The following is a 15,537-nucleotide window of genomic DNA, read 5'->3' on the forward strand; positions in this document are numbered from 1 at the left end:
CTCTCGGGGGTTCAGCCGGTGTGTTGGGTGATGTTGGCGCGCAAGGTGGTACCGGCGTACTCACGGCGGTAGACCCCGCGTTCCTGCAGCAGGGGGACTACCCGGTCGACGAAATCGCGCAGTGAGCTGACGCTGAGGTTGAATCCGTCGGCCGAGCCGCGCCGCTGCCACCCGATCAGATCCTCGGCGATCGATTCCGGAGTGCCGAACAGTCGCCGATGCCCGCCACCGCCGACCACCAGGAATCGACGCAGCGACAATCGGGTGTCGCGGGCCAATTCGACGCCACCGCGCGCGAAGCCGATCGAGCGTGCGTCCTCGCCGTATGCGAGGTCGGGCACCGGGCCGTCGAGATCGAGATCGGTTACCTCCCACCCATATCGCTCGGCGAAACGCTCTGCCAGACCGTTGTTCTCGACTTCGGCCTCGGCCTCGCCCAGCAGCCGGGCGACCTCGGCCTCGGTGCTGCCCACAGTCAGATTCAAGCCGGGCAGCACCTGCACGTCGCGGCCGCGCCGGGCTCGGGCCGCGCTGTTGAGCCGTGCCCGAAACCGCGCCGACGCTGACTCCTCCACACCGACGGTGAACACCGCGTCGGCGAATTCGGCTGCCAGCGCCAGCCCGTCGTCGGACCCACCCGCCTGATAGACCACCGGAATCCCCTGACGCGATTTCGGTAACTGCAGGGGCCCGGCGACGGCGAAGAATTCGCCACGATGGTCGATCGGGGTGCGCTGGAGGTTCGCCGGGTCCCACCGGTCGGCGACATCGTCGGTCCAACTGCGCCACAGCGCGAGCACCACCTCGGCGAATTCTGTGGCCCGGCGGTAGCGCTCGGCACGCGGCGGCGGGGAATCGAGTCCGAAGTTACGGGCGACGGTCGGTTCCATCGTGGTGATGATGTTCCAGCCGGCCCTGCCACCGGAGAGATGATCGATGGACAGGATCGCCCGTGCCAGCTGATACGGCTGGGCGTAGGTCGTGGACGCGGTGGCGATCAGCCCGATGCGTTCGGTTTCGCGGGCGATGGCAGGCAACACGGTCAACGGATCGAGCGCCCAACCGAACCCGTTGGCTCCCGGCGGCGGGATCGCCTGGGAGTCGGCGAAGAAGACCGCGTCGAGCCGTCCCTGTTCGGCCAGTTTCGCAGCTTCTGTGAATTCCTCGATATCGATGAAGGGATGCTGGCCGGGTACTTCGGTGCCCAATGGGCCGGGCAGCAGATTCACATTGAACCGCAGGTAGGTCATGCTGACACCGCCGTCTCGGCGCCGACGGTGACCAGCGCACGGTCGCGTGCGGCCAACACCGGCCCGTAACGGCGGCCGGGGATCGAGGCGAGTAGTTCCTGGGTGTACTCGTGGCGTGGACGGTCGAATATGTCGGCGACCGAACCGGTCTCGACCAATTTCCCACGGCGTAGGACGCCGATGTCGTCGGAGATCTGACGCACGACGGCGAGGTCGTGGGAGATGAACAGGTACGTGACTCCGAGTTCGCGTTGAAGGCGCTGCAACAGCGCCAAGATCTGTGCCTGCGTGACCACATCCAGCGCCGACAGCGCCTCGTCCAGCACGATCACTTCCGCGCCGAGTGCCAGTGCCCTGGCGATGGCGACGCGCTGTTGCTGGCCCCCGGACAGGTCGCGAGACCGACGACGGACGAACTCGACGGGCAACCCGACCTGTTCGAGCAACTCCACCACCCTGGCACGCCGCTCGGCCCGGTCACCGATCCCGAATTCGACAAGGGGCTCGGCGATGACGCGCTCCACGGTGAAGCGTGGGTCCAGCGCGATCTGCGGATTCTGATACACGTATTGAATACGTCGCCAGTACTCACGGCGGGTGCGAAAGTTACGTTGATCCTGACGGACCCCGTCCAACTCGACTGTGCCCGAGGTCGCTTCGACCAGACCGAGTACCAGCCGCGCTGTCGTGGACTTTCCTGATCCCGACTCCCCCACCAGCGAGAAAGTAGTGCCGCGGCGAATCTGGAACGACACGTCGTCGACCGCTGCGACACTCGTGCTGCCCCCGCCCCGAACCCCGAACCGCTTGACCAGGTTGGTGGCGCGCACCAGTACCTCGGTGCCGGTGTCGCGGGCCCGGGTGTGGCTGTCGCGGAAGTGCACCGCCGCCGCGTCGAGCAGCACGCCGGTGTACCGGTGCTCGGGCGCGCGTACCACCTGCGCCACCGGACCCTGTTCGAGCAGTTCGCCGCCGCGCATGACCAGTACCTGGGTGGCGTGGTCGGTGGCCAACGCCAGATCGTGGGTGACGAACAGTACCGACGTGTTGTGTTCGGCGGTGAGTCGATCGAACACCGCGAGTACCTGTTTCTGCACGGTGACATCGAGGGCCGAGGTGGGTTCGTCGGCGATGAGCAGGCGAGGGTCGAGGCCGAACGCGATGGCGATGAGCACCCGCTGTTTCAACCCGCCCGACAACTCGTGCGGATATTGGCGCAGACGTTGCGCGGCGCGATCGATGCCCACCTGATCGAGGAGTTCGATCGAGCGGCGCCGGATCTCGTGGCGTCCGAGGCCGCGATGATGCAACCGGAACACCTCGCCCACCTGGCGACCGATGGTCAGCACCGGGTTCAGCGACAGCGCCGGGTCCTGCGGAACGAGGCCGACGCTGGTGCCGCGCAGTTTCGTGAACTGTCGCGGGTGCAGGCCGACGAGTTGGTGACCGTCGAGTTCGATCGAGCCGGTGATCTTCGCCTGCCGGGGCAGCAGGCCGGTGACGGCGTTGGTGACGGTGGATTTGCCCGAGCCCGATTCGCCGACCAACGCGACGAATTCGCCGGCTCCGATATCGAAATCGACCCCGCTCACCACGTCCGGGCCGCCGTAGCTCACGCGCAGGTCGCGCACCGAGAGGATCTTCTCTGCTGACATGGGATTTCCCTATTTCACAAGCGGCCGAGAGTGAGCAGCGAACGGCTCACCCGGTTGAAAGCCAGAACGACGACGATGACGATCACGCCGGGCAGGGTGGTCAGCCACCACGCGGTGGCCAGATAGGTGCGTCCCTCGGCGACCAGCGCGCCCCACTCGGGAGTGGGCGGGATGGTTCCGTAGCCGAGGAATCCCAGCGCGGCGATGGACAGGATCGCGGCACCGAACTCGACCGCGACCAAGGACAGGACCGGTCCCGCCGAGTTGGGCAGCACGTGTTTGAACAGCGAGCTCCAAAATCCCGCGCCCGAGATATGGGCCGCCTCGACGAATTCCGATGTCCGTACCCGCAATGCCTCGGATCGGGTGAGGCGGGCGAACGGCGCGATCGCGGAGATGCCGATCCCGATCGAGACCGCGGTGGGGCTCGGTCCGATCGTCGCGACGATGCACAACGCGAGCAACAGGCCGGGAATGGCCAGCAGCACGTCCACCAGCCGCAGTATCACGACCTCCACCGGCCCGGGCGCGGACGCGGCGACCACGCCGAGCAACGCGCCGACCACCAACCCGATCAGGATCGCGACGGCGGCGCCCTGCAGGGTGTGCGCGGTGCCGAATACGACGCGGGCGTAAACGTCTCGACCGAGGAAGTCGGTGCCGAACCAGTTCTCGAGGCTGGGCGGCAAGAAACGCTTGCGGCCGTCCCCGACGATCGGATCATGGGCGGTGAACAGCGAGGGGAACACTACCCAGAGACCGACCACTGCCAGTATCGCGATCGCGATACCTTGGGTGATGTTGTCGCGCAGCCACTTTCGAGCGGGCGATGCCGTGGGAGCCGAGGCCGGGGTCGACCCGCTCCGGTCGGCGAGTGTGGTCACGATGGACTCCTCGTTGGTTGACCCGGCACAGCGGCGACCGCCGGAACCGGCACGGCCGAGCCGATGGTGAGCTCATTTGCCGACCCGGCGGCGAGCTTGCGTCGCGGTACCGCGGTGACGCGCGGATCGAGCAGCGGGTAGATCAGGTCGACGACGAGATTGATCGTCACGAAGATGACCGCCGACAACAGCACGAAACCCTGCACCAACGCGACGTCCTGCCGCGACACCGCCTCCTCGAGCACCTTGCCGACACCCGAACGGGAGAACACCGTCTCGGTGACGACCGTCCCGGTCAACAAGGTCCCCGTGGCCAGTCCGATCATCGTGAGGCCGGGCGCGGCCGCCGCCTTGACTACGTGGGTGAAGAAGACCTGACGTTCGGTAGCGCCCTTGGCGCGCGCGACACTGACATAGGGCTGCTGATAGGCGGTATCCACGCTTTTGAGCAGCACCTGGGTGAACGGCGCCGACAGCGGGATACCGAGCACCACGGCGGGAACGATCTGCGAAAGCAAGCTGCCATCGGGGAAGATCGTCATCACCCCGAGCTGGAACGACAACACCTGCAACGCGACCAGGCCGAGCCAGAAGGTGGGAATCGCGCTGAACAGGGCTGGCACCGAACGGGTCAGCGAGCGGACCGTGGCGTTGGTCGCCAGCACCGCGACGGTGACGACCGACGCGGCGAGCAGCAGTGCCACCGTCAGCGCGGACACCGCGAGGGTCACCGTCGGCGCGATCACCTCCCCGATCCGTTCGGTCACCGGGCGGGCCGCGTTGAGCGAGTACCCGAAATTGCCGTGCCCGAGCAGCCACAGCTGATTCAGGTACCGCAACGGCAGTGGACGGTCGAAGCCGTAGTACTGCTTCATCGCCTCGACCAGAGTCGGATCGACCGTGCTGCCCTCGCTGATCCTGGACAGATACACCGTGATCGGATCCGAGGGCAGCAGCTCGATCGCCACGAACGTGAAGGTGTAAGCGAGCCACACCACCGCGACCGCATAGCCGGCGCGAGTGAGCAGGTAGCGCACCATGGTCAGCGCACCGCCGGGTCGATCCACGCGGACTGGAAGTCCGGGTAGGTGGCGGAGAGGAAATCGATGCGCACCTTCGGATGCGCCGCGAACACCTGTGACTCCTCCGAGGTCGGCAAGACATACGCCTTGTCGATCAGGTACCGCTGGAGGTCTTGGACGACCCGAACACGCTCGGCCGGGTCGGTCGCGCGGCGCTCGCGCTCATAGAGAGCGAGCAGGCCGGGATCGTCCTGCAACAGAGTGGTGGCACGCGGACCGACGAAAATCGAGGCGAGGCCGTTGTAGAGCCAGGTCCGCGTCGGCGTGAGCGGCACATTCTTGTCGGTGGTCGCGGCGCTGGCGAAGGCGGGATCACCGGATCGGACATTGAGTTTGACGCCCAGGTCCGTACGCCACTGCTGCTCGATGTACTCCCAGGTGGGCTGCACCGCCGGCTGCTGGACGGCGCCGGGGATGGTGAGTTCCAGCGGTTTGCCGTCCTTGTACCGCAGACCGCCCGCACCCTTGGCCCAGCCCGCCTCGTCCAACAGCCTCTTCGCCAGTTCCACATCCGGTTTCAACCGGTCGGACAGGTCGACGAAACCCGCGTCGGCGCGATTGAGCAACGAGTACGGGCGCGGAAACGACTCCGACAGCACCGTTTCCACCAGTGTGGCGCGATCGAACCCGATCAACAGCGCTTTGCGCACGCGTTCGTCGGCGACGAACTCGTTGCCGATCCGGAACGCGGCGAAGTTCGCGGTGAGGTCGACACCGGGTTCGGCGTACACGTCGTATCCCGCGGCACGGACCGGCTTCTCGTCGAAAGGCTGGATGCCGCGCGCGACATCGACCTGTTTCGCCAACAGCGCACCACTGCGCAACCCGACTTCCGGGATGACCTTGATGACCACCTTGTCCAGGTATGCCTCGCCCTGATTACCGTCCGACGCAGGCGCCCAGGCATAGCCCGAGCGTCGGGTCAGCACGATCTCCTGATCGGGAACCTGCGATTGGAACACGAACGGACCCGACCCGACCACGTTCTCGGGGCGGCCTTGGTCGATGTTGCTCAGCGCGAGGGTTTTCGGGGCGACCAGTCCGAGGAATATCGAGGACGTCGCGAACAACAGGCTCGCATTGGGTTGTTTCAGATGGACCGTCACCGACTTACCCGCGACCTCCGCGCGGTCATAGTCGGGCACGTAGCGACTCGGCAGGATCTGGCGGTCCTTGTTGCCCAGTCCCCACAGGTCGAAGTTGGCTTTCACGGCAGCGGCGTCGAGCGGCGTGCCGTCGCTGAAGGTGACACCGTCGCGGATGGTGAAGGTGAACTGGGTCGCGTCGGCGTTCTGCGTGAAGTCGGTGGCGATCCAGCTGACCAGCTTTTTCGTCTTCTTGTCGAAGTGGGTGAGTCGATCCAACACCGAATTCAGGGCATTGCCCGAGGTGTAGGAGCCGAGAGCCTGGGTCTGCCAGGACGCTACCGCCGCGACATCGGAGAACACCAGTGTGCCTCCACGAACGGGATCGCTGCTGCGCGAACCACGATCGACCGAATTGCCGCCCGAGCATGCCGACAGCAGCATGGTGCTCGCGATCACACCGATTACGGCGGGACGCCAATGTATTCGCACTAGGGATACCTTGTTCTTTCCTCTGCCCGCGGCGGGGCGCGGCACGACGAACTGACGTTTCGAGAGAATTGCTTCGACCTGCTTCATCCGACAGATTCGCACGGAATTAGGCACTCACGCGGCGGGCGTCTGGAAGTAGCGGCGATACCAGCAATTCAGTCTCACTGTATGTTCCTCGCCGCGTTCGAAAAAGCATTCCCCTCAACACGTTTCGAATACGACCTTTCAGTTCCGCTTCACAGACCCGAATGCGAGCACGGCCCGTGCGAGCGTAAACCGAAACTGCACACCACGATAAGCTGCGCTTCACCCTGGATCGCTCTCGAATATCAACTGTCACACAATGATCGGCGACATCGATTACTGCGTAAATAAACACCGGGTTCGACTACGCGAAAGGTGTAGCCGAACCCGGTGGTTTCGCGACAACGCCGCTGACAGACTCCGGCGGGAGACACCCGAAGTGGAAGGAACACCACCATGACGAGCACACCTGTCCGCGTGGATCGCGTCGCGATCACCGCCGAGAAACTGCAGAAGAAGATCGCCGCTGGGCGCGATGTCGTCGTGCTGGAGGTCCGCCGGTCCCCGCGCGCCATCGGGGAAGCGGGCCAACGCGTTCCGGGCGCCCACGCCGCCACCCTCGCCGATTTCGCCGGACCCGAGACCGAGACCTCCGGGACCTTTCCGCTGCCGTCGGCCGAGCAGATCCAGGCCGCGGTGCGGCGCTGGGGGATCACCTCGGACTCGATCGTGGTCACCTACAGCCCCGACGCCGCGGCAGTGGCCGCCCGCGCGTGGTGGACACTGCGCTGGGCCGGTGTCCCCGATGTGCGCTACCTCGACGGTGGCGCCGAAGCATGGGTCAGCGTCGGCGGCATCCTCACCGACGACATCGCCGCCGAGGGGGCGAGCGACTTCGTCGTCAGCACCGGTTCGCTGCCCACACTCGATGCCGACGAGGCCACGGCACTGGCCCGCTCCGGTGTACTGCTCGATACGCGCGGCGCAGAGCCGTACGCGCAGGGCCACATCCCCGGCGCCGGATACCTGCCCGGTGCGGCCAATCTGACCGAGGACGGGCTACTCAAGGACGACGAGGCGCTGCGTGCCCAGTATCGCGAGCTCGGCGTCGAAGCGGACACCGCGGTGGGTCTGTACTGCGTGGTCGGTAACGCGGCGGCGCTGAGCGTGCTGGCATTGGCCAAGATCGGTGTGCCCGCCGGCTATTACGCGGGGTCGCTGTCGGAATACCGCACCGACCCGACCCGACTCATCGCCACCGGCGCCGACCGGGGCTGAGCGACCGATCTCCTCGACCGGCGCGTGCCGAACACGCCGGTCGATCAGCCTCGGCCGATGCCACGGCATCGGTCGGCGACTGTGCGCGCGGTTCGGCTGCCGGACTCGTGCAGCCGCACAGCGTTGTTCGCACCCGTCGTGACCCGCAAGCTCGAGGCAGACCGTGTTCATCGCGGTCGGGCGAGGCAGTAGTCGGGCCGGGTCGCTTCCCACCAGCATCGAGGCACGACCTCCGCCTACCACCGCATCAGCGGCACCTGGCACACCCATGACCAGGCCGAGCGGCCGGCGAGTCATCCGAACCGTATCGAGGGTGGTCAAGACGCGGCGCCGAGTTCGTCCGGTCGGGCGGGCAGCGCCGAGCGGTCGGCGACCACACCGCGCAGCACGTGCAGGGTCGCTCGGATATTGGGATCTCGTTGGCGGCCTTCGCGATAGGTGGCACAGATCGAACGACCGCCGAGGTCGAGGCCGTCGACGATCAGACGCTCGGCGCCGGGGGGAACGGCGAGCAGCGGGACCATCGCGGAGGCGACCTCGCTGGCGGCGAACTGGGCGACGTTCTGGGCGCCTTCCATCCGGTGTGCCACCTTCATGGTGAACCCGGCCGCCTCGGCGGCTCTGGCCGCGGCGGTGGCCAGCGCGCCGCCGGGAGGCGCGGTGATCCATGGCTCCTCGGCCAAGGCCGCGAGTCCGAACATCCGTACCCGCCGGTGCAGTCGTTCGGGGGCGAGCAGCACGATCGGATCGACCATGATCTCCTCGCTGACCAGCCCGGCCAGCGATTCCCCGCCGCCGAAGTGGTACCAGCAGGTGATAGCCAGATCCAGCTCGCCGCGCCGCAGCGCGCGTACGGCGGGGACGGTGTCGATCTGTAGCACTCTGGTCCGCAGATCCGGGACATCGCGGCTGAGCCGCTGCACCATCGGCGCGATCAGTCCGGGGATGGAGATGGTGAAGCCGGATACGGTGATCCGCCCCGCGACGGTCTTGCCGGTGGCGGCGACAGCGCTGACCGCCTCGTCCACGGCCGCCAGCACATGGCGGACGTGTTCGACGAGAACCTCACCGCCACGGGTGAGTCCGAAAGTGCGCCCGTCACGGCGGAACAGGATCATTCCGATCTCGTCCTCGAGCACCCGAAGTTGTTGGGACACCGCGGAACTGGTGATGTTTCGCCGTTCGGCGACAGCGACGACCGTGCCGAGCTCGGCGAGATCACACAGGAACATCATGCGCCGTAAGTCGGGAATCCCGGTTTCTGCCTGTCGAGACATGTCACTCCTTGTCGCCCACCCTGGGCGTGCCTGATCGACCCTGACGAACGTCAGCGGGGACAGGAAGGATGGAGCGACCGCAAGAAAACGGCGCCGACCGGGAGTTCTGCGGCGGACACGACTGCAGAGATTACTCGCATCCGAGGTCGGCCGCTATCCGAACGGCGCGGCTCACGTCGCCCGGGCGGGTTCGGCCAGGCCCAGGTTCTCCCGCAGGGTGGTCCCGGTGTACTCGGTGCGATAGATTCCGCGCCGCTGGAGTTCGGGCACGAGGTGGTCGACGATCTGCTCCAATCCCTGAGGGAAGACGTCGAAGTTGACGTTGAACCCGTCGGCCGCGCCCTGGGTGAACCACTCCTCGATCGAGTCGGCCACCTGTTCGGGAGTGCCGACGATGGTGCGGTGGCCGACGATATCGCGGGCCAGTAGTTCACGCACGGTCAGGTTCTCCTCCTTGGCCACGGTAAGGGTGGCGTTGGCGAAACCGACGCTGCGCGGTGTGCGGTCCGGGCGGTCGATCAGCTCCCAGGGCAGGGTCTTGTCCAGTTCCAGGCTGTCGGCGGGGACATCGAGACGGGTCGCCAGCCCGTGCAGGCCCGCCAGCTGGTCTTCGGCGGTGGTCAGTCCGTCCAGCCAGGCTCGACGCTGTTTCGCTTCGGCCTCGGTGCTGCCGAGCACGATGAACAGTCCTGGGAGCACGAGGATTTCGTCGGGACCGCGACCGTAGGCAGCCGCGCGCGCCTTGAGCGTGCGATAGAACTCCTGGCCAGACGCCAGGGTGTGCGCGGCGCTGAACACCGCGTCGGCGTGCTCGGCGGCCAGTTCGATGCCCTGCGGGGAACCACCGGCCTGCAACACCACCGGTCGTCCCTGGGGCGAGCGCGGGAACTGGAAGCGGGCCTTCAACCGGATGTGCTCACCATGGAAATCGACGGTGCCGACCTTGCTCTCGTCGACGAAGGTGCCGGTCCGCGGGTCGGCGACGAGTGCGTCGGGTGCCCACGAATCCCAGAGCTGTTTGATGACGGTGAAGGTCTCCGCCGCCCGCCCGTAGCGAACATCACGCTCGGGCAGCGCGGCCCTGCCGTACTGGGCCGCGGCTCCGGGCGACATGGTGGTGACGATATTGACCGCCGCCCGGCCGTCGGAGGCGAAGTCCAGCGAGGACGCCAACCGAGCGATGTCGTAGGGCTCACGATAGGTCGACGACACCGTGGCGACCAGTCCGACCCGACTGGTCACCCTGGCGGCCGCGACGAGCGGGACGAACGGATCGAAGGCGTTCCACGGCTTGGCGAAATCGGAACTGGCCAGGACATCGGCCAGGAACACCGCGTCGAGCAGGCCGCGTTCGGCGATCCTGGCCAGCTCCTCCCAGGCCGACAGATCGAGGAATTCGCGCGGGCGCGCGCTGAGTTGCCAGCCCGCCTGATGCCTGCCCAGGCCGTTGGAATTGACGTTCAGGTGCACATGTCGATCGCTCACCCACGCCATTGAGCCAGTCGCGACGGGCCTTTCGACACGCAGCGCAGCTTTAGGTATCCCGTAGCCGAACACGCTGTAACCGCCGATTTCTCGCTGGCAGGCTATGCGGCCCTCAGTCCCTCGGGACAGGTCCTCGTGGGCCCGGCGAGGACGGATTTCAAGCCCATCTTCATCGAAACTGTAGATAATCTTGCCGATCGCAAATCGTGGCCCGGCCCGCTGTCGGAAATAGACTGAATCGCACCTAATATTCAGAACAGATTCAGGTGGTGGGTCCGATGACAGTCCTGACAACAGAAAACAGCGCGGCCGAATCGACGATTACCGTGCTTCCGCAATCCGGTTACACCGGTGCGGAGATAACCGGTGTCGACCTCGCCGACAACCTTTCCGAAGAGGTGGTCGGCGAAATCCGCCGAGCCCTGCTGAAGTGGAAGGTAGTATTCTTCCGGGATCAGACGATCGGGCACGCCGAACAGATCGCTTTCGCACGCCGATTCGGCAAGGTGACGCCCGCCCATCCCTACGAGGAGCACCCGCCGAAGGGATTTCCGGAGATCCTGCCGATCGACAGCCGCCGCTACGACGAGCTGTACGGACGCAAACGCACCTCCTACGACAGCAGCTGGCATACCGATGTGACGGCGCTGGTGAATCCGCCCGCGTTCTCCGTGCTGCGCGCCGACATTCTGCCGCCCTACGGTGGCGACACCGCGTGGACGAATCTCGTTGCGGCCTATGAGAATCTGCCCGCCGAACTGCGCGCGTTCGCTGATGTGCTCGACGCCGAACACACCTTCGAGACCAGGGCCTCGCGGGGCAGCTCCCGTGCCGACGTGCTCGCCGCCAAGCCGCTGCGCAGTTTCCATCCGGTGGTGCGGGTGCACCCGGAGACCGGCGAGCGGGCGCTGTTCGTGAGCCCCGGTTTCACCCGCAAGGCCAAGAATCTGCGCAATCTGGGTCCACGGCTGAGTTCAGCGCTGCTCGAGGCCCTGTGGGAGGAAGCGACCCGCACCGAGTACACCGTGCGTTTCCGATGGCAGCCCGGCAGTGTGGCGTTCTGGGATAACCGCGCCACCGCCCATCTGGCGATTCCCGATGCCGGACATCTCGGCCACGACCGGGTGCTCTACCGGGTCACCATCGAGGGCGACATCCCACGCGGTGTGGACGGGCGCGAGTCGGAATCGGTCGAAGGCGACCCGTTCTACGGCGCCTGAGCGCTGCCCGCGATCGAGGCCGCAATCTCTTCGGGTTGCGGCCTCGATCGCGTTGTCGCTCTCAGAAGAAGCCGACGGTGGGCAAGGGGGCGTCGTTGACGACCGCGTCGCCGATCGCACGCGCCTTGAACGCTGTCGGGTTGTGCGAGAACAGGGTTCGTAGGTTGCGCCAGTGGCGGTCGAGGTGGGTCGACCGGCGGATCGCCGACGCCCCGCCGACGCCGTAGAGCTCGCCCGCCGCCCGCAACGCGATCTCCTCGACCCCCACTTTGACCCTCGCCGCCGCCAGCGAAGCCGCCCGCTCGAGGTCGTTGTCGACTCGGCCGTGGGCGTGCGCGTGGTCGACGGCGCGGCCCAGAGTATCGGCCGCGGCCAGCACTGCGGCCTCCACCAGGAAAGCAGCCGAGGACAATTCGCCCACGATCTGCAGCAACTGCGGGTCTTCGCGCGACTCGTCCGCGTTGCCCCACGTGTAGGAACGTGGCCGGTCGCGCAACAATGCCGCCGCGTCCGCGGTGACCGCGCGCAGAATGCCGGCGGCGATCGCGTGCAACAGCAGTTGCGGCTGGGCGCCGCCGGGTCGCCGGTCGGAGCCGACGGGCCGGAACGGCAGCAACTCCGACGGTTCGACCAGCACATTGTCCAAAATGGTTGTGCCCGTTGCGGTGTGGCGCTGGCCGAGGCCGTCCCAGTCGTCGGCGTGCACCACGCCGGCCCGGTCGGCGGGGATGAGCGCGCTGATCTGACCGCCGCCCTCGTCGTTGGCGGTAATACGCAGGTAGTCCGAGTACAGGCTGCCGGTGCTGTAGAACTTGCGGCCGTTCAGCCGGAAATTCTCGCCATCGGGCAGCAGGGTGGTGTCGAAGTTGTATACGCCGACCCGATTCTCGAGCTCGGAACTGGCGCCGCCGAACAGCTTTCCGGCAACCACTTCCTCGCGCCAGGGCCGATCCCGATATTCCGCTGGATCACGGCGCAGCTCCTCGACGAAGCCGTAGTGGATGCGCAGAATATGGGGCACATCGGGGTCTGCCTCGCCGAGCCGGATCAGCAGCTCGAACAGCTCCCTGGTGCTGTATCCGCCGCCACCGTCGGCGGCGGGCACCCGCACCGCGCCGAGGCGGAGCTCGCGGATGAGCCGCAACGCCAGGTCCGGTCGCTCCGTGGGAGCGTCGAGACGGCGGCGCGCGTCCTGGGCTATCGCCTCGATCGCCTCCCGCAATCGCGGTGAATCGAGGGAGGCGGGGCCGGGTGCGGCAGTCGTGGTCATGGCGATCAGTATGTGAGCGCGGGAAAGCGCGGACAATACTTTTCTTACCTGTAATTCATACAGTGATCGTGTAGCGACGGAGGGTGCGTGTGTGAAGCGCAGCTGGATGATCGTGTTTCGAGCGTGGTGAGGAGAATACTTCTCCGCACTTCATACCGATTGTAAAGTCACACTATCTGATACACCCGCACCGATCCGGCACCATCGTGCGTAATTCCGGCGCGCTCGATCGTTGGTTCTTTCGATGAGAAATGGGAGGTCGAGCATGACGCTGGTCGTCGGTGTGGAGATTTCGGACAGTCAACTCGCGCGAACAGTCGGCACCGGCTTCGACCATGTGCCGGAGTTACTCGACGCTGCCGGGATCGGCTACGTCGCCCTCGGGGCCGATCGAGCGACCGGTACCGCCGAGTCGCTGAGCCCGGCGATCGTGGGCACCCTGTTCGCCCGTCACAGTCATCGACTCGGCATCGTCGCGGCGGCCTCCCCGCAGCGCGACCATCCCTACAACATCGCTCGGCGCCTCGCCTCCCTCGATCACATCGCCCACGGTCGCGCGGGCTGGCTCGCCCTGCGCGAAGACCGCGCCACTACCCTCGGCCAGGCCGAACGCGGCAGCTGGAACCGACAGCGATCACTCGGCGCCGTCCAGTTGGCCGACGCGGTCACCGCGACGCGGGCCCTGTGGCGAACCTGGCCGATCGAAACCCTGACCGGCACTGCGGATCTCCCTGTTCGCTATGCCGACCACACCGGCGTGTACCCGACCACGGGACCACTCAACGTACCCACCACCCCGCAGGGCGAACCGGTTGTCTGGTGGCGCTACGAGCGCGGCGACGACCCTGCCCTGCTAGCCGTCGCCGATGTCGTGACCGCCACCCTCGACGAGATAGCCGCCGCCCGCGCCGGCCTTCCCGAGTCGGTACACCTGCACGTGCGGCTCGACGCGGGCCCGGCACTGGCCGACGTCGATCGCGCAACGCTCACCGAGCTCGCGGCGCGCCCGGATATTCACGGTGTGCTGATCCGGCTCGACCTGTCCGCCGCGGCGGACTTCGTCGAACGCACCCTGCCCGCCCTGGCCGACGCCGGTCTCGTGCGTCTGCGCGAGAGCGACGCAACAGCCACGCTGCGTGCCCATCTCGGCATCGCCCGCCGCGCCGAACCCGATCTGAACCGGCATCGGCCCGTCTTCGTCGCTTCGTGAAGGGACCACTACCAATGAGCCGCGCCCACGTCATCCTCAATGTGAATGTGCTCGACCTCGGCATCAGCGGAGCCGCGCTGGAATTGTCCGGGTTGCCGAAGGATACAGTCGTCTCCGGCGACTACTATGCCGAGATCGGCCGGATCGCCGAACGCGGCACCCTCGACGCGTATTTTCTCGCCGACAACCCGGCTGTGCGCGAAGACCCGCGACTCAAGCCCGGTCGCGCGCTGGAGCCGACCACCATCCTGGCCACCGTCGCCGCCGCGACCACTCATCTGGGACTGATCGGCACGCTGTCGACCACCTTCAACGATCCGGTGGAACTGGCCGAGCGCCTGCTCAGCCTCGACCACCTCAGCGGGGGGCGCGCCGCCTGGAACGCGGTGACCACCTACAACCCCGGTGCGGGCGGAAACTTCGGCCTCACCGCAGTGCCGAGCCGAGCCGAGCGCTATTCGCGCGCCCACGAATTCGTCGACGCCGTGACCGCGCTGTGGCAGGGAGCAGTCGACGGCCGCGATATCGACCACCGCGGCGCGCATTTCACGATCTCCGGGCGACTCCCGCTCGGGCCTTCGCCGCAGGGACACCCCTTGATCGTGCAGGCAGGCGGATCGCCTCAGGGCCGGGAACTGGCGGGCCGCACCGCGAACGCGGTGTTCAGCGCCGAACTCTCGCTCGCGGCCGGCATCGAACACTACGAGCAGGTCAAGCAGATCGCGACCGGACACGGCCGCGGGCGCGACGAGGTGGCGATCCTGCCCGGCCTGATCACCATCATCGGCAGCACCCATGCCGAAGCCGTCGCACGCTACGAGCGTGCCCGCGATCAACTCGGGCCCATCCACGAACTCCGCAGGCTCGGCGCGGTCCTGGCCCACGACCTGGTCCCCTACTACCTCGACGAGCCGTTCCCTGCCGAGGTACTGGCCGATCTTCCCGATCCCGACGGATTCACCGCTTCGCTCGGCTTCCGTGAGTCGGTCGTGCGCGGTATCGGCGATCGCATCGGGGCCACGGGTGGCCGATACACACTGCGCGAGGCCATCGCCGAGTTCGGCGACGGCGGTCACCGCCGGATCATCGGCGCACCGGAGGAAGTAGCCGACACGATCGAACAGTGGTTCCGCGCGGGCGCGGCGGATGGTTTCAACCTGATGCCCGACGCCTTCAGCTCCGGCTTGGAGATCTTCGTCGACGAAGTGGTCCCGATTTTGCGTCGGCGCGGTCTGTTCCGGCACGAATACACCGAATCAACTCTTCGCGCCCGCTTCGGCTCGATCGAGGAACGGGCGCGAACAGCGGTGTGAAAGTCGGGCCCG

Annotated in this window: 12 protein-coding genes; 4 read left to right on the forward strand and 8 right to left on the reverse strand. The window is 66.7% G+C overall.

Annotated elements, in window-relative coordinates:
- Positions 1-11 precede the first annotated feature (11 nt).
- The 5 genes from NA12_RS19705 to NA12_RS19725 are packed head-to-tail and all read right to left on the reverse strand — an operon-like array spanning position 12 to position 6,415.
- Positions 12-1,250 (reverse strand): NtaA/DmoA family FMN-dependent monooxygenase, encoded by a 1,239-nt coding sequence (locus tag NA12_RS19705; protein WP_067453136.1) that lies wholly within the window; start codon positions 1,248-1,250, stop codon positions 12-14.
- Entirely contained in the window at positions 1,247-2,905 is a 1,659-nt protein-coding gene (locus NA12_RS19710; RefSeq protein ID WP_067453138.1) for a dipeptide ABC transporter ATP-binding protein, read from the reverse strand. The genes NA12_RS19705 and NA12_RS19710 overlap by 4 nt, the downstream gene beginning before the upstream one ends.
- 14 nt (positions 2,906-2,919) lie before the next feature.
- Positions 2,920-3,789, reverse strand: coding sequence for an ABC transporter permease (locus NA12_RS19715; protein WP_207905635.1), 870 nt, complete (start codon positions 3,787-3,789; stop codon positions 2,920-2,922).
- A complete protein-coding gene (locus NA12_RS19720) occupies positions 3,786-4,856 on the reverse strand; it encodes an ABC transporter permease (RefSeq protein ID WP_243655008.1) in 1,071 nt (356 codons plus the stop codon). Before NA12_RS19720 ends, NA12_RS19715 begins: the two co-directional genes overlap by 4 nt.
- Positions 4,832-6,415 carry an ABC transporter substrate-binding protein gene (locus NA12_RS19725; RefSeq protein WP_165914839.1) on the reverse strand — a complete coding sequence of 528 codons (1,584 nt, stop codon included), beginning with the start codon at positions 6,413-6,415 and terminating at the stop codon, positions 4,832-4,834. The genes NA12_RS19720 and NA12_RS19725 overlap by 25 nt, the downstream gene beginning before the upstream one ends.
- A gap of 513 nt (positions 6,416-6,928) precedes the next feature.
- On the opposite strand from NA12_RS19725, the gene NA12_RS19730 reads away from it, so the two are divergent.
- Positions 6,929-7,750, forward strand: coding sequence for a sulfurtransferase (locus tag NA12_RS19730; RefSeq protein WP_067453145.1), 822 nt, complete (start codon positions 6,929-6,931; stop codon positions 7,748-7,750).
- A 317-nt stretch (positions 7,751-8,067) separates the two neighbouring features.
- Here the strand turns inward: NA12_RS19730 and NA12_RS19735 are convergent, their stop codons facing one another.
- Together NA12_RS19735 and NA12_RS19740 are read right to left on the reverse strand one after the other, a co-directional pair.
- On the reverse strand, positions 8,068-9,027 hold the full coding sequence (locus tag NA12_RS19735) for a LysR family transcriptional regulator (protein WP_243655007.1): 960 nt from the start codon (positions 9,025-9,027) through the stop codon (positions 8,068-8,070).
- Between the two features lie 171 nt (positions 9,028-9,198).
- Positions 9,199-10,512 (reverse strand): NtaA/DmoA family FMN-dependent monooxygenase, encoded by a 1,314-nt coding sequence (locus NA12_RS19740; protein WP_084472958.1) that lies wholly within the window; start codon positions 10,510-10,512, stop codon positions 9,199-9,201.
- 278 nt (positions 10,513-10,790) lie between these two features.
- Between NA12_RS19740 and NA12_RS19745 the strand changes: the two genes are divergently transcribed.
- Positions 10,791-11,732 (forward strand): TauD/TfdA dioxygenase family protein, encoded by a 942-nt coding sequence (locus tag NA12_RS19745; protein WP_067453772.1) that lies wholly within the window; start codon positions 10,791-10,793, stop codon positions 11,730-11,732.
- 61 nt (positions 11,733-11,793) lie between these two features.
- On the opposite strand, the gene NA12_RS19750 is transcribed toward NA12_RS19745, so the two are convergent.
- A complete protein-coding gene (locus tag NA12_RS19750) occupies positions 11,794-13,002 on the reverse strand; it encodes an acyl-CoA dehydrogenase family protein (RefSeq protein ID WP_067453150.1) in 1,209 nt (402 codons plus the stop codon).
- 265 nt (positions 13,003-13,267) lie between these two features.
- Between NA12_RS19750 and NA12_RS19755 the strand changes: the two genes are divergently transcribed.
- Positions 13,268-14,212, forward strand: a complete 945-nt coding sequence (locus NA12_RS19755; protein ID WP_084472934.1) for an LLM class oxidoreductase — start codon at positions 13,268-13,270, stop codon at positions 14,210-14,212.
- A 14-nt stretch (positions 14,213-14,226) separates the two neighbouring features.
- Positions 14,227-15,525 carry an LLM class flavin-dependent oxidoreductase gene (locus NA12_RS19760; protein WP_067453153.1) on the forward strand — a complete coding sequence of 433 codons (1,299 nt, stop codon included), beginning with the start codon at positions 14,227-14,229 and terminating at the stop codon, positions 15,523-15,525.
- The last annotated feature ends 12 nt before the right edge of the window (positions 15,526-15,537 follow it).

The organism is Nocardia alba NBRC 108234 (assembly GCF_001612665.1).
Classification (GTDB): domain Bacteria; phylum Actinomycetota; class Actinomycetes; order Mycobacteriales; family Mycobacteriaceae; genus Nocardia; species Nocardia alba.